Origin of the sequence: Sedimentitalea arenosa (assembly GCF_016428585.1) — a bacterium.
Taxonomy (GTDB): domain Bacteria; phylum Pseudomonadota; class Alphaproteobacteria; order Rhodobacterales; family Rhodobacteraceae; genus Sedimentitalea; species Sedimentitalea arenosa.
This window is the reverse complement of the sequence record NZ_JAELVR010000011.1, coordinates 1-17,569: the sequence shown is the minus strand read 5'-3', so window position 1 is coordinate 17,569 and position 17,569 is coordinate 1. Positions and strand designations below refer to the sequence as shown.

The 17,569-nt window shown below is 61.9% G+C and carries 13 protein-coding genes; 12 read left to right on the top strand and 1 reads right to left on the bottom strand.

Going from position 1 to position 17,569, the window contains the following annotated elements:
- Nucleotides 1–39: 39 nt before the first annotated feature.
- The 8 genes from nusG (at nt 40) to JF290_RS15445 (ending at nt 13,152) form a co-directional block, all read left to right on the top strand.
- Nucleotides 40–573 (top strand): transcription termination/antitermination protein NusG, encoded by a 534-nt coding sequence (nusG, locus tag JF290_RS15480; RefSeq protein ID WP_199025803.1) that lies wholly within the window; start codon nt 40–42, stop codon nt 571–573.
- 182 nt (nt 574–755) lie between these two features.
- Nucleotides 756–1,181, top strand: a complete 426-nt coding sequence (gene rplK / locus JF290_RS15475; RefSeq protein ID WP_199025802.1) for a 50S ribosomal protein L11 — start codon at nt 756–758, stop codon at nt 1,179–1,181.
- Nucleotide 1,182: 1 nt separating this feature from the next.
- Nucleotides 1,183–1,881: a 50S ribosomal protein L1 gene (gene rplA, locus JF290_RS15470; RefSeq protein ID WP_199025801.1), complete on the top strand. Its 699-nt coding sequence runs from the start codon at nt 1,183–1,185 to the stop codon at nt 1,879–1,881.
- A gap of 503 nt (nt 1,882–2,384) precedes the next feature.
- Nucleotides 2,385–2,900, top strand: coding sequence for a 50S ribosomal protein L10 (gene rplJ / locus JF290_RS15465; RefSeq protein WP_199025800.1), 516 nt, complete (start codon nt 2,385–2,387; stop codon nt 2,898–2,900).
- 75 nt (nt 2,901–2,975) lie between these two features.
- On the top strand, nt 2,976–3,353 hold the full coding sequence (rplL, locus tag JF290_RS15460) for a 50S ribosomal protein L7/L12 (protein WP_199025799.1): 378 nt from the start codon (nt 2,976–2,978) through the stop codon (nt 3,351–3,353).
- Between the two features lie 242 nt (nt 3,354–3,595).
- Nucleotides 3,596–7,732: a DNA-directed RNA polymerase subunit beta gene (gene rpoB / locus JF290_RS15455; protein ID WP_199025798.1), complete on the top strand. Its 4,137-nt coding sequence runs from the start codon at nt 3,596–3,598 to the stop codon at nt 7,730–7,732.
- A gap of 52 nt (nt 7,733–7,784) precedes the next feature.
- Complete coding sequence (gene rpoC / locus JF290_RS15450) at nt 7,785–12,026, top strand: DNA-directed RNA polymerase subunit beta' (protein WP_199025797.1); 4,242 nt, start codon at nt 7,785–7,787, stop codon at nt 12,024–12,026.
- 235 nt (nt 12,027–12,261) lie between these two features.
- Nucleotides 12,262–13,152, top strand: a complete 891-nt coding sequence (locus tag JF290_RS15445) for a DMT family transporter (protein WP_199025993.1) — start codon at nt 12,262–12,264, stop codon at nt 13,150–13,152.
- Here JF290_RS15445 and JF290_RS15440 read toward each other — a convergent pair.
- Nucleotides 13,138–13,950, bottom strand: coding sequence for a putative rhamnosyl transferase (locus JF290_RS15440; RefSeq protein ID WP_199025796.1), 813 nt, complete (start codon nt 13,948–13,950; stop codon nt 13,138–13,140). The two genes, JF290_RS15445 and JF290_RS15440, sit on opposite strands and share 15 nt — an antisense overlap.
- A 416-nt stretch (nt 13,951–14,366) precedes the next feature.
- Here JF290_RS15440 and rpsL point away from each other — a divergent pair, with 416 nt between their 5' ends.
- The 4 genes from rpsL to JF290_RS15420 form a co-directional block, all read left to right on the top strand.
- Nucleotides 14,367–14,738, top strand: coding sequence for a 30S ribosomal protein S12 (rpsL, locus tag JF290_RS15435; protein WP_011570072.1), 372 nt, complete (start codon nt 14,367–14,369; stop codon nt 14,736–14,738).
- A gap of 12 nt (nt 14,739–14,750) precedes the next feature.
- The gene (gene rpsG / locus JF290_RS15430) at nt 14,751–15,221 is read left to right on the top strand and encodes a 30S ribosomal protein S7 (protein ID WP_199025795.1); all 471 of its coding nucleotides are present in this window, start codon (nt 14,751–14,753) and stop codon (nt 15,219–15,221) included.
- Nucleotides 15,222–15,242: 21 nt separating this feature from the next.
- On the top strand, nt 15,243–17,366 hold the full coding sequence (gene fusA / locus JF290_RS15425; protein WP_199025794.1) for an elongation factor G: 2,124 nt from the start codon (nt 15,243–15,245) through the stop codon (nt 17,364–17,366).
- Between the two features lie 87 nt (nt 17,367–17,453).
- Nucleotides 17,454–17,569: GTP-binding protein (locus JF290_RS15420; RefSeq protein WP_199025574.1), on the top strand; the 116-nt coding region annotated here is incomplete at its 3' end.

Here is a 17,569-nt window from a genome sequence, read left to right as displayed (position 1 = left end):
GGCATGCGACGGCGCGGCAAGACAAGGACAGCAGGACTCATGGCGAAACGGTGGTATTCGGTCAGCGTTCTTTCGAATTTCGAAAAGAAGATCGCGGAGCAGATTCGCGCCTCGGTCGCCGAGCAGGGGCTTGAGGATCAGATCGACGAAGTGCTTGTTCCGACCGAGGAAGTCATAGAAGTGCGCCGGGGCAAGAAGGTCACGACCGAACGCCGCTTCATGCCCGGTTATGTGCTCGTCCACATGGAAATGAGCGACCAAGGCTATCACCTGATCAACTCGATCAACCGTGTCACCGGATTTCTCGGTCCGCAGGGCCGCCCGATGCCGATGCGCGATGCCGAGGTCAACGTGATCATGAACCGCGTGCAGGAAGGCGAAGAAGCCCCGCGCACCCTGATCCACTACGAGATCGGCGAGAAGGTGAAGGTCAACGACGGCCCGTTCGAGGATTTCGACGGCATGATCGAAGAGATCGACGAAGACAACCAGCGCCTGAAGGTGTCGGTGTCGATCTTTGGACGCGAAACACCGGTCGAGCTGGAATTCACTCAGGTGACCAAGCAAGGCTGATCGGGACGGCGCGGGGCATGCACCACGCCCTTGTCAAGCCCGGGACATTGCTGTAGTCAGCGCCGATCGCAGGGACTGCGATACAAAGACGTGGGAGGCGGCAGGCACGCGTGTCGGCACCGGACCACGGGACACCCTGCCGGAAGAACGCGTTCCTCCGGTTCTGCAAAAGGAGAGGGCCGATGGCCAAGAAACTCGTTGGCAGCATGAAGCTGCAAGTGCCTGCCGGGCAGGCGAACCCGTCCCCGCCCGTCGGGCCCGCGCTGGGTCAGCGCGGCATCAATATCATGGAATTTTGCAAGGCGTTCAACGCCAAGACCGCGGACATGGAGCCGGGCGCGCCGTGCCCGACCGTGATCACCTACTATCAGGACAAGTCCTTCACCATGGACATCAAGACGCCGCCGGCGTCCTACTTCCTAAAGAAGGCGGCCAAGCTGAAGTCCGGCGCGAAAACGCCGAGCCGTGAAATCGTCGGCACCGTGACCGTCGCGCAGGTGCGCGAGATTGCGGAAGCCAAGATGAAGGATCTGAACGCCAATGACATCGAAGGCGCGATGCAGATCATTTTGGGCTCTGCCCGCTCCATGGGCATCGAGGTGAAGTAAGATGGCAAAACTCGGAAAACGCACCCGCGCCGCGCGTGAAGCCTTTGCAGGCAAGAACGACCTGACGATCGAAGAGGCCGTTGCCCTCGTCAAGAGCAGCGCCAGCGCCAAATTCGACGAGACCGTCGAGCTCGCGATGAACCTGGGCGTCGATCCGCGCCACGCGGACCAGATGGTCCGCGGTGTCGTCGGCCTGCCCAACGGCACCGGCAAGACCGTGCGCGTCGCCGTCTTTGCCCGTGGCGCCAAGGCCGAGGAGGCCGAGAAGGCCGGGGCCGACATCGTCGGGGCCGAAGATCTGATGGAAACCGTCCAGAGCGGCAAGATCGAGTTCGATCGCTGCATTGCCACGCCGGATATGATGCCGATCGTCGGCCGTCTGGGCAAGGTTCTGGGTCCGCGCAACCTGATGCCGAACCCCAAGGTCGGCACGGTGACCATGGACATCAAGGAAGCCGTCGAGGCCGCCAAGGGTGGGCAGGTCCAGTTCAAGGCCGAAAAGGGCGGCGTCGTTCACGCCGGCGTTGGCAAGGCGTCGTTCGACGAGGCCAAGCTGGTCGAGAACGTCAAGGCGTTCATTGGCGCAGTGGCCAAGGCAAAGCCGGCGGGCGCCAAAGGCACCTACCTCAAGAAGATCGCGATCAGTTCGACCATGGGTCCTGGCGTGACCATCGATGTGGGCGCCGCCGCCAGCGAGTGACGCAGGGCCAGCACGAACGGCCCCATGATAGAACCGAAAAGCGCGTCGCTGCTGCGACGCGCTTTTTCCATTCCTGTTTTGGGTGCGACCAGACCGCAACCTGGCCCGCAGGCAGGGCTACCTCAGAGCGGTTGCAGGCTTGGTTCCATTTGCCAGATTGGATTGCCTCGCCAATGGGTCGTGGCCTGCCATGTCCCAATGACGGGGTTGTGACCGGGCGCTGTGCAAAAGGCGTATTCCCCCCTTCACATTCGCGGCCGGGCGGCATAACTACGCCTCTGTCGAGCGCCCTCATGATTCGGGGGCGCTCTGGCGTTCGTCCGAGACGGTGGGTCGGCTCCTTGCCCATAATTCCTGCCTGAGACGGGAAATGACAGAATTTCTTCGGATCGCCGCAGGGCGCCCGAGGCGATGCGCAGGACCCGTAAGGACCCGATTGTCGGGGCTCTTCGTCCCGGCAGAACTGAGCCGGAGGGTCACACCTCCCTAATTGGAGTGAAACTGTGGATAGAGCCCAGAAAGAGAAAGTGGTCGAGGAACTCGGCCAGATCTTTGAAAGCTCTGGCGTCGTCGTGGTTGCCCACTACGTCGGACTGACAGTTGCCGAGATGCAGGACCTGCGTGCGCGTGCACGCGAAGCAGGCGGGTCCGTGCGTGTTGCCAAGAACAGGCTCGCCAAGATCGCCCTCGAGGGAAAGCCGTGTGAATCGATCACGTCGCTCCTGACGGGCATGACGGTTCTGACCTATTCCGAGGACCCCGTGGCAGCAGCCAAGGTGGCCGAGGATTTCGCCAAGGAAAACAAGAAGTTTGAGATTCTTGGCGGTGCGATGGGTGAGAACGCGTTGGACCGGGCCGGTGTCGAAGCCGTGTCGAAGATGCCGTCGCGCGAGGAGCTTATCGCTTCGATCGTGGGTTGCATCGGCGCACCTGCAAGCAACATCGCCGGAGCCATTGGCGCCCCTGCAAGCAACATCGCGTCCATCTTGTCCACCATCGAGGACAAGGCGGCCGCCTGAGCAACGTAACGTCCGGCACGTGATCGAACACGCGTCGTTGGAACACACGAACTGTAAACGGAAAGAGCTGATAAAATGGCTGATCTGAAGAAACTGGCAGAAGAGATCGTTGGTCTGACCCTGCTTGAAGCACAAGAACTGAAAACCATCCTCAAGGACGAATACGGCATCGAGCCCGCTGCTGGCGGCGCTGTCATGATGGCCGGTCCCGCAGGCGACGCCGGTGGCGCTGCCGAAGAGGAAAAGACCGAATTCGACGTCGTTCTGAAGAACGCCGGCGCATCCAAGATCAACGTGATCAAGGAAGTGCGCGGAATCACCGGTCTGGGCCTGAAGGAAGCCAAGGACCTGGTCGAAGCCGGTGGCAAGATCAAGGAAGGCGTCTCGAAGGACGAAGCCGAGGAAGTCAAGGCCAAGCTGGAAGCAGCCGGCGCCGAGGTCGAGCTGGCGTAAGCCTGCCGGTGGGATCTCCCACCCAATGAATTTGGCTGGGCCCGGAGAAATCCGGGTCCAGCCGAACCTGTCTTGGAAAGGGCCTTTCAGCAGGCGTTTTCCAAGGCGTGTTCCAAGGATCGGGAGGCCGCCAGTCGGGACGGTGGCCATGAATTGATCCTCAGACGCTGTCTCGTATGGGCAAGCTGCCGGGGCCCGACGGCAGTCTTGACCGGTGAGAAATTCGAAAGGTGATACCTGACATGGCTCAATCGTTCCTTGGCCAGAAACGTCTGCGTAAATATTATGGCAAAATCCGTGAAGTTCTGGAGATGCCGAACCTCATCGAGGTCCAGAAATCCTCCTATGACCTGTTCCTGAATTCCGGTGACGCGCCCCAGCCGACCGATGGCGAAGGCATCATGGGCGTGTTCCAGTCGGTATTCCCGATCAAGGACTTCAACGAGACCAGCGTTCTGGAATTCGTAAAGTACGAGCTGGAAAAGCCGAAATACGACGTCGAAGAGTGCCAGCAGCGCGACATGACCTACAGCGCGCCGCTCAAGGTGACGCTGCGGCTGATCGTGTTCGATGTCGACGAGGACACCGGCGCCAAGTCCGTGAAGGACATCAAGGAACAGGACGTTTTCATGGGCGACATGCCCCTGATGACGCCCAATGGCACGTTCGTCGTGAATGGAACCGAGCGCGTCATCGTGAGCCAGATGCACCGCTCTCCGGGCGTGTTCTTCGATCACGACAAGGGCAAGACACACAGCTCGGGCAAGCTGCTCTTTGCCTGCCGCATCATCCCGTATCGCGGCAGCTGGCTGGATTTCGAGTTCGACGCCAAGGACATCGTCTATGCTCGCATCGACCGCCGCCGCAAACTGCCGGTGACGACGCTGCTCTATGCGCTGGGTCTCGACCAGGAAGGCATCATGGATGCCTATTACAACACGGTCTCCTACGAGCTGAAGAAGAACAAGGGCTGGGTCACGCCGTTCTTCCCGCAGCGGGTGCGCGGCACCCGTCCGACCTATGATCTGATCGATGCCAAGACCGGCGAGATCATCGCCGAAGCCGGCAAGAAGGTGACGCCGCGCGCGGTGAAGAAGCTGATCGACGAGGGTACGGTATCGGACCTGCTCGTTCCCTTCGATCACATTGCCGGGAAGTTCGTCGCCAAGGACATCATCAACGAGGAAACCGGGGCCATCTATGTCGAGGCGGGGGATGAACTGACCCTGGAATACGACAAGGACGGCACCCTGATCGGCGGCACCGCGAAGGAACTGATCGACGCGGGCGTCACCGACATTCCGGTGCTGGACATCGACAACATCAATGTTGGCCCGTACATGCGCAACACCCTTGCGATGGACAAGAACATGAGCCGCGAGACCGCGCTCATGGATATCTATCGCGTCATGCGTCCGGGCGAGCCGCCCACCGTCGAAGCCGCCAGCGCGCTGTTCGACACCCTGTTCTTTGACAGCGAGCGCTATGATCTGTCGGCCGTGGGTCGGGTCAAGATGAACATGCGGCTCGATCTCGATGCCGAGGACACCGTGCGCACGCTGCGTCGCGAAGACATCGTCGCCTGCATCAAGGCGCTGGTGGAGCTGCGTGACGGCAAGGGCGATATCGACGACATCGACCACCTCGGCAACCGTCGGGTGCGCTCTGTCGGCGAGCTCATGGAGAACCAGTATCGCGTCGGCTTGCTGCGCATGGAGCGCGCAATCAAGGAGCGCATGAGCTCGGTCGAGATCGACACGGTGATGCCGCAGGACCTGATCAACGCCAAGCCGGCGGCGGCCGCGGTGCGCGAGTTCTTCGGGTCCTCGCAGCTGTCCCAGTTCATGGACCAGACCAACCCGCTGTCCGAAGTGACGCACAAACGCCGTCTCTCGGCGCTTGGACCGGGCGGTCTGACCCGCGAGCGCGCGGGCTTTGAGGTGCGCGACGTGCATCCGACCCACTATGGCCGGATGTGCCCGATCGAGACGCCGGAAGGCCCGAACATCGGCCTGATCAACTCGCTCGCTACCTTCGCCCGCGTGAACAAGTATGGCTTCATCGAAACGCCCTATCGGGTGGTCAAGGACGCGCACGTAACGGACGAGGTCCATTATATGTCCGCGACCGAGGAGATGCGGCATACGGTGGCCCAGGCCAACGCGACGCTTGACGATAACGGCAACTTCATCAACGAGCTGGTCAGCACGCGCCAGTCGGGCGATTACACGCTCGCACCGCGCGAGAATGTCGACCTGATCGACGTTTCGCCGAAACAGCTGGTCTCTGTCGCCGCCTCGCTGATTCCGTTCCTTGAAAACGACGACGCCAACCGCGCCCTGATGGGCTCGAACATGCAGCGTCAGGCGGTTCCGCTTCTGCGGGCCGAGGCGCCGCTGATCGGCACCGGGATCGAAGAAGTCGTGGCGCGGGACTCCGGTGCCGCGATCATGGCCAAGCGGGCCGGTATCATCGACCAGGTGGATGCGCAGCGGATCGTGATCCGGGCGACCGAGGATCTGGAGTTGGGTGACGCGGGTGTGGATATCTACCGCATGCGCAAGTTCCAGCGCTCCAACCAGAACACCTGCATCAACCAGCGTCCGCTGGTGAAGGTGGGCGACACGGTCCAAAAGGGCCAGGTGATCGCCGACGGTCCGAGCACGGATCTGGGCGAGCTGGCGCTCGGCAAGAACGTGGTCGTCGCCTTCATGCCTTGGAACGGCTACAACTACGAGGACTCGATCCTGATCTCCGAGCGGATCGCACAAGACGACGTGTTCACCTCGATCCATATCGAGGAATTCGAAGTCGCCGCGCGTGACACCAAGCTCGGGCCGGAAGAGATCACCCGCGACATTCCGAACGTCGGTGAGGAAGCCCTGCGCAACCTCGACGAGGCGGGCATCGTCTATATCGGCGCCGATGTGGAGCCGGGCGACATTCTCGTGGGCAAGATCACACCGAAGGGTGAAAGCCCGATGACGCCGGAAGAAAAGCTTCTGCGCGCCATCTTCGGCGAGAAAGCGTCCGACGTGCGCGATACGTCTCTGCGGGTGAAGCCGGGCGATTTCGGCACCGTGGTCGAAGTGCGTGTGTTCAACCGTCATGGCGTTGAGAAAGACGAACGCGCGCTTCAGATCGAGCGCGAGGAAGTCGAACGTCTGGCACGTGACCGGGACGACGAGATGGCGATCCTCGATCGCAACATCTATGCGCGTCTCAAGGACATGATCTTGGGCAAGATCGCGGTCAAAGGCCCCAAGGGCGTGAAGGCCGGCAGCCAGATCACCGAGGAACTTCTGGACACGCTGTCGCGCGGCCAGTGGTGGCAACTGGCGCTGGAAGACGAGGACGATGCCAAGATCTTCGAAGCCCTGCACGAGCAATACGAAGCGCAGAAGCGCGCGCTCGATGCCCGGTTCGAGGACAAGGTCGAGAAGGTCCGCCGCGGCGACGACCTGCCTCCGGGTGTCATGAAGATGGTCAAGGTGTTCGTCGCGGTGAAGCGCAAGCTGCAGCCGGGCGACAAGATGGCCGGGCGTCACGGCAACAAGGGCGTGATTTCCAAGGTGGTGCCGATGGAGGACATGCCGTTCCTTGCGGACGGCACGCCGGTCGATTTCTGCCTCAACCCGCTGGGCGTGCCGTCGCGCATGAACGTCGGTCAGATCCTTGAAACCCACATGGGCTGGGCCGCACGTGGCCTGGGCGTCAACATCGACGAAGCGCTCGGCGAATACCGCCGCTCGGGCGACCTGACCCCGGTGCGCGAAGCGATGAAGCTGGCGTATGGCCAAGATGTCTATGACGAAGGCATCAGCGGCATGGACGAAGAGCATCTGATCGAAGCCGCCGGCAATGTCGTGCGCGGTGTGCCGATCGCGACTCCGGTGTTTGACGGCGCCAAGGAAGCGGACGTGAACGACGCGCTCAAGCGCGCGGGTTTCAGCGAAAGCGGGCAATCGGTTCTCTACGATGGCCGTACGGGCGAGCAGTTCGCGCGTCCCGTCACCGTGGGTGTCAAGTATTTGCTCAAGCTGCACCACCTGGTGGACGACAAGATCCACGCGCGTTCGACCGGACCCTACAGCCTCGTGACCCAGCAGCCGCTGGGCGGCAAGGCGCAGTTCGGTGGCCAGCGCTTCGGCGAGATGGAGGTCTGGGCGCTGGAAGCTTATGGCGCCGCCTACACGCTGCAGGAGATGCTGACCGTCAAGTCGGATGACGTGGCCGGACGGACCAAGGTCTATGAAAGCATCGTCAAGGGCGAGGACAATTTCGAAGCGGGCGTTCCCGAGAGCTTCAACGTTCTGGTGAAAGAAGTCCGCGGCCTCGGCCTGAACATGGAACTCCTGGATGCGGAGGTGGACGAGTGAGGGCTCTGGCCCTCACCCCATCATCCCTTCCGCACGAATTTGAGGTATCAAAATGAACCAGGAACTGACAAACAACCCGTTCAACCCGCTGACTCCGACCAAGGTCTTCGACGAGATCAAGGTGAGCCTCGCGTCGCCTGAACGGATCCTGTCGTGGTCCTATGGCGAGATCAAGAAGCCCGAGACCATCAACTATCGCACGTTCAAGCCCGAGCGTGACGGCCTGTTCTGCGCGCGCATTTTCGGCCCGATCAAGGACTACGAGTGCCTGTGCGGCAAGTACAAGCGGATGAAGTATCGCGGCGTCGTCTGCGAGAAATGCGGTGTCGAAGTGACGTTGCAAAAAGTGCGCCGCGAGCGCATGGGCCATATCGAACTGGCTGCGCCGGTCGCGCATATCTGGTTCCTCAAGTCGCTGCCGTCCCGCATCGGTCTGATGTTGGACATGACTCTGCGTGACCTCGAGCGGGTTCTCTACTTCGAGAACTACGTCGTGATCGAACCCGGCCTGACCGATCTGACCTATGGCCAGATGATGACCGAAGAAGAGTTCATGGACGCTCAGGACGCCTATGGCATGGACGCCTTCACCGCCAACATCGGCGCCGAAGCGATCCGCGAGATGCTGGCCGCGATCGATCTCGAGGCCGAGGCGGAACAGCTGCGCGCCGACCTGAAGGAGGCCACAGGTGAACTCAAGCCGAAGAAGATCATCAAGCGTCTGAAGGTCGTTGAATCCTTCCTGGAATCCGGCAACCGCCCGGAATGGATGGTTCTGACCGTGATCCCGGTCATCCCGCCGGAACTGCGCCCGCTGGTGCCGCTGGACGGCGGCCGCTTCGCGACCTCGGACCTCAACGACCTCTATCGCCGGGTCATCAACCGTAACAACCGTCTGAAGCGACTGATCGAACTGCGCGCGCCCGACATCATCGTCCGCAACGAAAAGCGGATGTTGCAGGAATCCGTCGATGCGCTGTTTGACAACGGCCGTCGGGGCCGCGTTATCACCGGTGCGAACAAGCGCCCGCTGAAATCGCTTTCGGACATGCTCAAGGGCAAGCAGGGCCGCTTCCGCCAGAACCTTCTGGGCAAGCGCGTCGACTTCTCGGGCCGGTCTGTCATCGTGACTGGGCCGGAACTCAAGCTGCACCAGTGCGGTCTGCCCAAGAAAATGGCGCTCGAACTGTTCAAGCCGTTCATTTATTCGCGGCTCGAAGCCAAGGGGCTTTCCAGCACCGTGAAGCAGGCCAAGAAACTGGTCGAAAAGGAACGCCCTGAAGTCTGGGATATCCTCGACGAGGTGATCCGTGAACATCCGGTGATGCTGAACCGCGCGCCGACGTTGCACCGCCTGGGCATCCAGGCGTTCGAGCCGGTCCTGATCGAAGGCAAGGCGATCCAGCTTCATCCGCTTGTCTGTTCGGCCTTCAACGCCGACTTTGACGGCGATCAGATGGCCGTGCACGTCCCGCTGTCGCTGGAAGCGCAGTTGGAAGCCCGTGTCCTGATGATGTCCACGAACAACGTGCTGTCGCCGGCGAACGGCGCGCCGATCATCGTGCCGTCGCAGGACATGATCTTGGGCCTCTACTATGTCACGCTGGAACGCGAGGGCATGAAGGGCGAAGGCAAGATCTTCGGCTCGATCGAGGAAGTCCAGCACGCTCTGGACGCGGGCGAGGTGCATCTGCACTCCAAGATCACCGCGCGCATCACGCAGATCGACGAGGAAGGCAACGAGGTCAAGAAGCGGTACGAAACCACGCCGGGCCGTGTGCGCCTTGGCGCGCTGCTGCCGCTGAATGCGAAAGCTCCTTTCGAACTGGTCAACCGCCTTCTGCGCAAGAAGGAAGTCCAGCAGGTCATCGATACCGTTTACCGCTATTGCGGTCAGAAGGAATCGGTCATCTTCTGCGACCAGATCATGACCATGGGCTTTCGCGAGGCGTTCAAGGCCGGCATCTCGTTCGGCAAGGACGACATGCTGATCCCTGACACGAAATGGCCGATCGTGGATGAAACCCGCGACCAGGTGAAAGACTTCGAACAGCAATACATGGACGGCCTGATCACCCAGGGCGAAAAGTACAACAAGGTCGTGGATGCCTGGTCGAAGTGCAACGACCGCGTGACCGAGGCCATGATGGGGTCAATCTCGGCCAGTCAAAGGGACGAGACCGGCGCCGAAATGGAACCGAACTCGGTTTACATGATGGCGCACTCCGGGGCCCGGGGCTCGGTCACCCAGATGAAGCAGCTGGGCGGGATGCGCGGCCTGATGGCAAAGCCGAACGGCGACATCATCGAGACGCCGATCATCTCGAACTTCAAGGAAGGCCTGACCGTTCTCGAGTACTTCAACTCGACCCACGGCGCCCGCAAGGGTCTGTCGGACACCGCGCTCAAGACGGCGAACTCGGGTTACCTGACCCGCCGTCTGGTGGACGTGGCGCAGGACTGCATCGTCAGGATGCACGATTGCGGCACCGACATGGCGATCACAGCAGAGCCAGCCGTGAACGATGGCGAAGTCGTCGCCACCTTGGGCGAACGGATCCTGGGCCGCGTCGCGGCAGAGGACATCCTGAAGCCGGGCACCGACGAGGTGCTGGTGCCCCATGGAACACTCATCGACGAGCGCATGGCTGACAGCATCGAAGAGGCGAATGTCGCGACGGCACGGATCCGCAGCCCGCTGACCTGCGAGGCCGAGGAAGGCGTCTGCGCCATGTGCTACGGTCGTGACCTCGCACGCGGTACGATGGTGAACCAAGGCGAGGCCGTGGGCATCATCGCGGCGCAGTCGATCGGGGAACCCGGCACCCAGCTGACGATGCGGACCTTCCACATCGGCGGCGTGGCGCAGGGCGGTCAGCAGTCCTTCCTCGAAGCGAGCCAGGAGGGCAAGATCGCCTATGAAAACACCCAGACGTTGGAGAATTCCAGCGGCGAGGTGCTGGTTGTCGGTCGAAACATGAAGCTGCTGATCAAGGACGCCAATGGCGAGGAGCGGGCAAGCCACAAGTTGGCTTACGGCTCCAAGCTGTTCGTGACCGAGGGTCAGGACGTCAAGTTCGGCGACAAGCTGTTCGAATGGGACCCCTACACCCTGCCGATCATCGCGGAGAAGGCCGGTACGGCGAAATTCGTCGACCTGGTCAGCGGTATCGCCGTGCGCGACGAGACCGACGATGCGACCGGCATGACGCAGAAGATCGTGATCGACTGGCGCGCCGCACCCAAGGGCAACGAGTTGAAGCCCGAGATCATCCTGGTGGATGCGGACGGCGAGCCGGTGCGCAACGATGCCGGCAACCCGGTCACCTATCCGATGTCGGTTGATGCGGTCCTGTCCGTTGAGGATGGTGCCGAGATCAAGGCCGGCGACGTGGTGGCGCGTATCCCGCGCGAAGGGTCCAAGACCAAGGACATCACCGGCGGTCTGCCGCGGGTGGCGGAACTGTTCGAGGCGCGTCGTCCCAAGGATCACGCGATCATCGCCGAGATCGACGGCTATGTCCGGTTCGGGCGCGACTACAAGAACAAGCGTCGCATCAGCATCGAACCGGCGGACGAAACGCTCGAGCCCGTGGAGTACATGGTGCCCAAGGGCAAGCACATCCCGGTGCAGGAAGGCGACTTCATCCAGAAGGGCGACTACATCATGGACGGCAATCCGGCGCCGCATGACATCCTGTCGATCCTCGGGGTCGAGGCGCTGGCCGACTACATGATCAACGAGGTGCAGGAGGTCTATCGTCTGCAGGGCGTGAAGATCAACGACAAGCACATCGAGGTGATTGTGCGCCAGATGCTGCAGAAGTGGGAGATCCAGGACAGCGGCGATACCACGCTGCTGAAGGGTGAGCATGTCGACAAGCAGGAGTTCGACCTGGCTTGCGAAAAGGCGATCGCCAAGGGTGGCCGTCCGGCACAGGGCGAACCGATCCTGCTGGGTATCACCAAGGCGTCCTTGCAGACCCGCAGCTTCATCTCTGCGGCCTCCTTCCAGGAGACCACCCGCGTGCTGACCGAAGCGTCGGTGCAGGGCAAGAAGGACAAGCTCGTCGGCCTGAAGGAAAACGTCATCGTCGGGCGCCTGATCCCGGCGGGGACGGGTGGGGCCACCCAGCGGGTGCGCCGCATCGCTCAGGAACGCGACAACGTGGTGATCGAAGCCCGCCGCGAAGAGGCCGAAGCCGCTGCAGCCCTCGCTGCGCCGACCGAGGAAGACTTCGTTGACAACGGGGCCCTCGACGATCTGGTGGAAACGCCGGAAAGCCGCGATTGAGCCTGATCTCTCCCGATTGAAAAGATGACGCCCCCGCACGAACCGTGCGGGGGCGTTTTCTTTGGTTCCCCGCGATGCAGCCATCCGGGTGGCCACACGATGAGTTCCGGCTTCCCGTTCAAACCGCTTGCGCACGGCGAAGAACGGCCTCAGAGATGGTGAACAAGGCAACGAGTCACGCAGGGCGGGGAGGGGCAGCGCGTCGATGAGTACGGAGTCAGGGTCTGGCGCAGTGATGTCGCCCAACACGCGCGGCGCCCTGTTGATGATGGGCAGCATGGCGGCGTTCACGCTCAACGACACCTGCGTCAAGGCGACGGACGGGGCATTGCCATTGTTCCAGCTTCTGACGATCCGGGGGCTGATTTCAACCGCGCTGATCTATTTGCTGGCACGCTGGCTTGGCGCGTTGCGATTCGACCTGTCGCCGCGTGACTGGATGCTGGTGGCTTTGCGCTCGGTCAGCGAGATCGGCGCGGCCTATTTCTTCCTGACCGCGCTCTTCAACATGCCGCTGGCCAACGTTACCGCGATCTTGCAGGTGCTGCCCCTGACGGTCACGCTGGGGGCGGCGCTGTTCTTTCGCGACCCCGTCGGCTGGAAGCGGATGCTGGCCATCATCGTCGGATTCTGCGGCATGCTGCTGATCGTGCGGCCGGGGCCGGACGGGTTCAGCATCGACGCGATCTATGCGCTCGCGGCGGTGTGTTGCGTGACGGTGCGCGATCTCGCGACGCGGCGTATGTCTGCCGCGGCACCCTCGATGACCGTGACCCTGTCGGCCTCGGTGTCGGTCCTGATCTTCTCGGCCATTGCCTCGACCGGATCGGAGTGGCAGCCGCTCGACCTCAGGCTGTCGCTTCTTCTGATCGGCTCCTCGGTCTTCATTCTGGGGGGGTATCTGTTCAGTGTCATGGTTATGCGCGTGGGGGATGTCTCGTTCGTGGCCCCGTTTCGCTATACCGGTCTGCTTTGGGCACTGGCGCTGGGGTGGCTGGTCTTTGGCGACTGGCCGGACGCGCTGACGCTGATCGGGGCAGCCATCGTTGTGGCGACCGGCGTCTTCACGCTCTACCGCGAGCGGCGGGTGGCGCAGAAGGCCCGCGCCGCTCTACAGGGCCGCTGAGAACACCCGGCGTACGTGGTCGGACTCGATCCCGTAGGTCATTTGGAACAGAAGTTCGCCATCCGCGTCCAGCGGTGTCAGAGGCGGCGTGCGGCTTGGCCGAGTTTGCCGGGAGTCGTTGAAGGCGTGGTAGCCGCGCACCATCATGTCTTCGCCGGTGAACGTGACGGTGGGCATCTTTTTTGCGAGCAGGTGATGGCCGAAATTCATCACGCTCTGCATCGTGTCGGGGCGGATCATCAGCGCGAGACCAGCGGTCCAGTACGGTTCCTGGATTGGCGCCGCCGCGATGCCCCGGGGCCCGGGCCGCACGATGTAGCCCTGATTGAAGTCGATCGCCACGGTTCGGTGTTCACGCAGCAGGCCCGTGACATCGGCGGCCGCGCTGCGCAGCCGATGCACGAACGAGACCGCGACCGCATCGTCGTCGTCGAGCCGGAACTGCAGGCAAGGTTCGGAGCTGGCCTGCCGGACCGAGTTTATCGCCCGTTGCATCACCTCGCGGTGCCGACCCGGCGGATGCGCCTGGATCACCGCCTGCGGAACATCGGCGACAAGCGCCTCAAGGCGCCTGCGATAACGCTGTGGCAGGCTGTCACCGATCACGATCAGGAAGGTGAAGTCGGTGTCGAACTGCGCGCGGATCCCGGGAAGCGTGATGGTTTCGAAGAAGCGGAACCTTTCTTCCAGCCGGTCGGGCGTATAGAGATAGGCAATCCGCTCTTCGAGGCTGTCATGGGTGACCTGAAAGCCGCCAAGACCCGGATAGGAGAACCTGCAAATTCCGATGACCTGCATCCTGCCCTGTCTCGCCCGTTTTCCCGATCTTGCGAGGGATAGTGTCGCAGCGCCCGCACCGGCTTGCAAGCTGGTCTGGCTGGCAGGGTAGGCAGGGTAGGGCGGCTATCAGGATTTGATCCGCCTAACTGCCCGGGCGGGCGTCGGCCTGGGTGGCGGGCTGTTGACACCACCGGCGACTCCCCCTATACGCCCGCTATCTCGGCAGCGGGGGTCGCCCCGTACGTCGAATCCGAAACTCTTGTGGTCAAGATCCGGGCACCTGCCGCCCCGATCCTCTGAATGCCCACCGCGACGTTCACCTCGGAATGGGAACGTTTGCGGTTTTTGCGCTTGCGGACGCGTAAGTCGCCGAATTTGAACCGCACGCAACAGCGTGCATCACACATGTGTTGCGAAACGGGGAAGAAACCGGAATGCCAACGATCCAACAGCTGATCCGCAAGCCGCGTCAGCCGAAAATCAAACGCTCGAAGTCCATGCACTTGCAGGAATGCCCGCAGAAGCGGGGCGTCTGCACGCGCGTCTACACCACCACGCCGAAGAAGCCGAACTCGGCGATGCGGAAAGTGGCGAAGGTGCGCCTGACCAACGGCTTCGAGGTCATCAGCTATATTCCCGGCGAGAGCCACAACCTTCAGGAGCACTCTGTCGTCCTGATCCGTGGTGGCCGTGTGAAGGACCTTCCCGGCGTGCGCTATCACATCCTGCGCGGTGTGCTCGATACCCAGGGTGTCAAAGACCGTAAGCAACGCCGTTCGAAGTACGGCGCCAAGCGTCCCAAATAAGGAGAGAGCGACATGTCACGTCGTCACGCCGCTGAAAAACGCGAAGTCCTGCCCGACGCCAAGTTCGGCGATGTCATCCTGACCAAGTTCATGAACAACCTGATGATCGACGGCAAGAAATCGGTTGCCGAACGTATCGTCTACAACGCGATGGACCGGGTCGAGAGCAAGATCAAACGCAGCCCGATCGAGGTCTTCCACGAAGCGCTCGACAACATCCAGCCCTCCGTCGAGGTTCGCTCGCGCCGGGTCGGTGGTGCCACCTACCAGGTGCCCGTCGAGGTCCGCCCCGAGCGTCGTCAGGCGCTGGCGATCCGCTGGTTGATCAAGGCGAGCCGCGCCCGCAACGAGAACACGATGGAAGAGCGCCTCGCAGGCGAACTGCTGGACGCGGTTCAGTCCCGCGGCTCGGCCGTCAAGAAACGCGAAGACACCCACAAGATGGCCGAGGCGAACAAGGCCTTCAGCCATTACCGCTGGTAAAACCCTAGAGGCACCTGACCCATGGCACGCGACTATCCGCTCGAACGCTACCGCAATTTCGGCATCATGGCCCATATCGATGCAGGCAAGACCACCTGCAGCGAACGGATCCTGTTCTACACCGGCAAATCCCACAACCTTGGCGAGGTGCACGACGGTGCGGCCACGATGGATTGGATGGAGCAGGAGCAGGAACGCGGGATCACCATCACCTCGGCGGCGACGACGACCTTCTGGCAGCGCCAGGAAGAGCCGACCGCCGATGCGACTTCCGATACCAAGTACCGGATGAACATCATCGACACCCCCGGCCACGTGGACTTCACCATCGAGGTCGAGCGGTCGCTGGCGGTTCTGGACGGCGCTGTCGCCGTTCTGGACGCCAACGCCGGTGTCGAGCCCCAGACCGAGACCGTCTGGCGCCAGGCCGACCGTTACAAGGTGCCGCGGATCGTGTTCGTCAACAAGATGGACAAGATCGGCGCCGACTTCTTCAACTGCGTGCGCATGATCAAGGACCGTACCGGTGCGATTCCGGCGCCGATCCAGATTCCGATCGGGGCCGAGAACGAGCTCGAAGGCATGATCGACCTGGTCACCATGAAAGAGTGGGTCTGGGCCGGTGAAGACCTTGGGGCGTCCTGGGAGCAGCGCGAGATCCGCGACAGCCTCAAGGACCTTGCCGAAGAGTGGCGCGCCACGCTGATCGAGACCGCCGTCGAAATGGACGACGCCGCGATGGAAGCGTATCTGGAAGGCGAAGAGCCGGACGTGGAGACGCTGCGCAAGCTGATCCGCAAAGGCACGCTCGGCATCAAGTTCATCCCGGTTCTCTGTGGTTCTGCCTTCAAGAACAAGGGTGTCCAGCCGCTGCTGAACGCCGTGATCGACTATCTGCCCAGCCCGCTGGACGTGGTCGACTACATGGGCTTCAAGCCGGGCGACGAAACCGAAACCCGCAACATCCCGCGTCGCGCGGATGATGACATGGCGTTCTCGGGCCTGGCGTTCAAGATCATGAACGACCCCTTCGTCGGATCGCTGACCTTCACCCGTATCTATTCGGGCAAGCTGAACAAGGGCGACACGCTGCTGAACTCCACCAAGGGGAAGAAAGAGCGCGTCGGCCGGATGATGATGATGCACTCCAACAACCGCGAGGAAATCACCGAAGCGTTTGCGGGCGACATCATCGCACTGGCCGGTCTGAAGGACACCACCACCGGTGACACGCTCTGCGCCGTCAACGACCCGGTGGTTCTGGAAACCATGACCTTCCCGGATCCGGTCATCGAGATCGCGGTCGAGCCGAAAACCAAGGCGGATCAGGAAAAGATGTCCCAGGGTCTGGCCCGTCTGGCCGCCGAGGACCCATCCTTCCGCGTCGAAACCGATCTGGAATCGGGGCAGACGATCATGAAGGGCATGGGCGAACTTCACCTCGACATCCTGGTGGATCGTCTCAAGCGGGAATTCAAGGTCGAAGCCAACATCGGTGCGCCGCAGGTGGCCTATCGCGAAACCATCGGTCACGAGGTCGAGCATACCTATACCCACAAGAAACAATCCGGTGGGTCGGGTCAGTTCGCCGAGGTCAAGCTCATCATTTCGCCGACCGAGCCGGGCGAAGGCTATTCCTTCGAGAGCCGCATCGTCGGTGGCGCGGTGCCCAAGGAATACATTCCGGGCGTCGAGAAGGGTATCCAGTCGGTCATGGACTCCGGTCCGCTGGCGGGCTTCCCGGTGATCGACTTCAAGGTCGCGCTGATCGACGGCAAGTTCCACGACGTGGACTCGAGCGTTCTGGCGTTTGAAATCGCAGCGCGGATGTGCATGCGGGAAGGCATGCGCAAGGCCGGCGCCAAGATGCTGGAGCCGATCATGAGCGTCGAGGTGGTGACCCCGGAAGAATACACCGGTGGCATCATCGGTGACCTCACCAGCCGTCGCGGCCAGGTGACCGGGCAGGAAACCCGCGGCAACGCGATCGCGATCGACGCGATGGTGCCGCTGGCCAACATGTTCGGCTACATCAACACGCTGCGGTCCATGTCCTCGGGCCGTGCGAACTTCACCATGCAATTCGATCACTACGATCCGGTTCCGCAGAACATCAGCGACGAGATCCAGGCGAAATACGCATAACCGGGTGGCGGGGACGACCCCGCCCTACCCACCAACTGTAGGGCGGGGACACCCCGCCATCCGACAACGAAAAAAGGAGACCTTAAGATGGGTAAGGAAAAGTTTGAGCGTACCAAGCCGCATGTGAACATCGGCACGATTGGTCACGTTGACCACGGCAAGACGACGCTGACGGCTGCGATCACGAAGTATTTCGGCGATTT

What these genes read in the sequence shown, in the direction of transcription:
- rpoC (WP_199025797.1), top strand. Translation starts at nt 7,785, where the DNA reads ATGAACCAGGAACTGACAAACAACCCGTTCAACCCGCTGACTCCGACC.
- rpsG (WP_199025795.1), top strand. Translation starts at nt 14,751, where the DNA reads ATGTCACGTCGTCACGCCGCTGAAAAACGCGAAGTCCTGCCCGACGCC.
- rpoB (WP_199025798.1), top strand. Translation starts at nt 3,596, where the DNA reads ATGGCTCAATCGTTCCTTGGCCAGAAACGTCTGCGTAAATATTATGGC.
- rplK (WP_199025802.1), top strand. Translation starts at nt 756, where the DNA reads ATGGCCAAGAAACTCGTTGGCAGCATGAAGCTGCAAGTGCCTGCCGGG.
- rplA (WP_199025801.1), top strand. Translation starts at nt 1,183, where the DNA reads ATGGCAAAACTCGGAAAACGCACCCGCGCCGCGCGTGAAGCCTTTGCA.
- nusG (WP_199025803.1), top strand. Translation starts at nt 40, where the DNA reads ATGGCGAAACGGTGGTATTCGGTCAGCGTTCTTTCGAATTTCGAAAAG.
- JF290_RS15445 (WP_199025993.1), top strand. Translation starts at nt 12,262, where the DNA reads ATGTCGCCCAACACGCGCGGCGCCCTGTTGATGATGGGCAGCATGGCG.
- fusA (WP_199025794.1), top strand. Translation starts at nt 15,243, where the DNA reads ATGGCACGCGACTATCCGCTCGAACGCTACCGCAATTTCGGCATCATG.
- JF290_RS15440 (WP_199025796.1), bottom strand. Translation starts at nt 13,950, where the DNA reads ATGCAGGTCATCGGAATTTGCAGGTTCTCCTATCCGGGTCTTGGCGGC.
- rpsL (WP_011570072.1), top strand. Translation starts at nt 14,367, where the DNA reads ATGCCAACGATCCAACAGCTGATCCGCAAGCCGCGTCAGCCGAAAATC.
- rplL (WP_199025799.1), top strand. Translation starts at nt 2,976, where the DNA reads ATGGCTGATCTGAAGAAACTGGCAGAAGAGATCGTTGGTCTGACCCTG.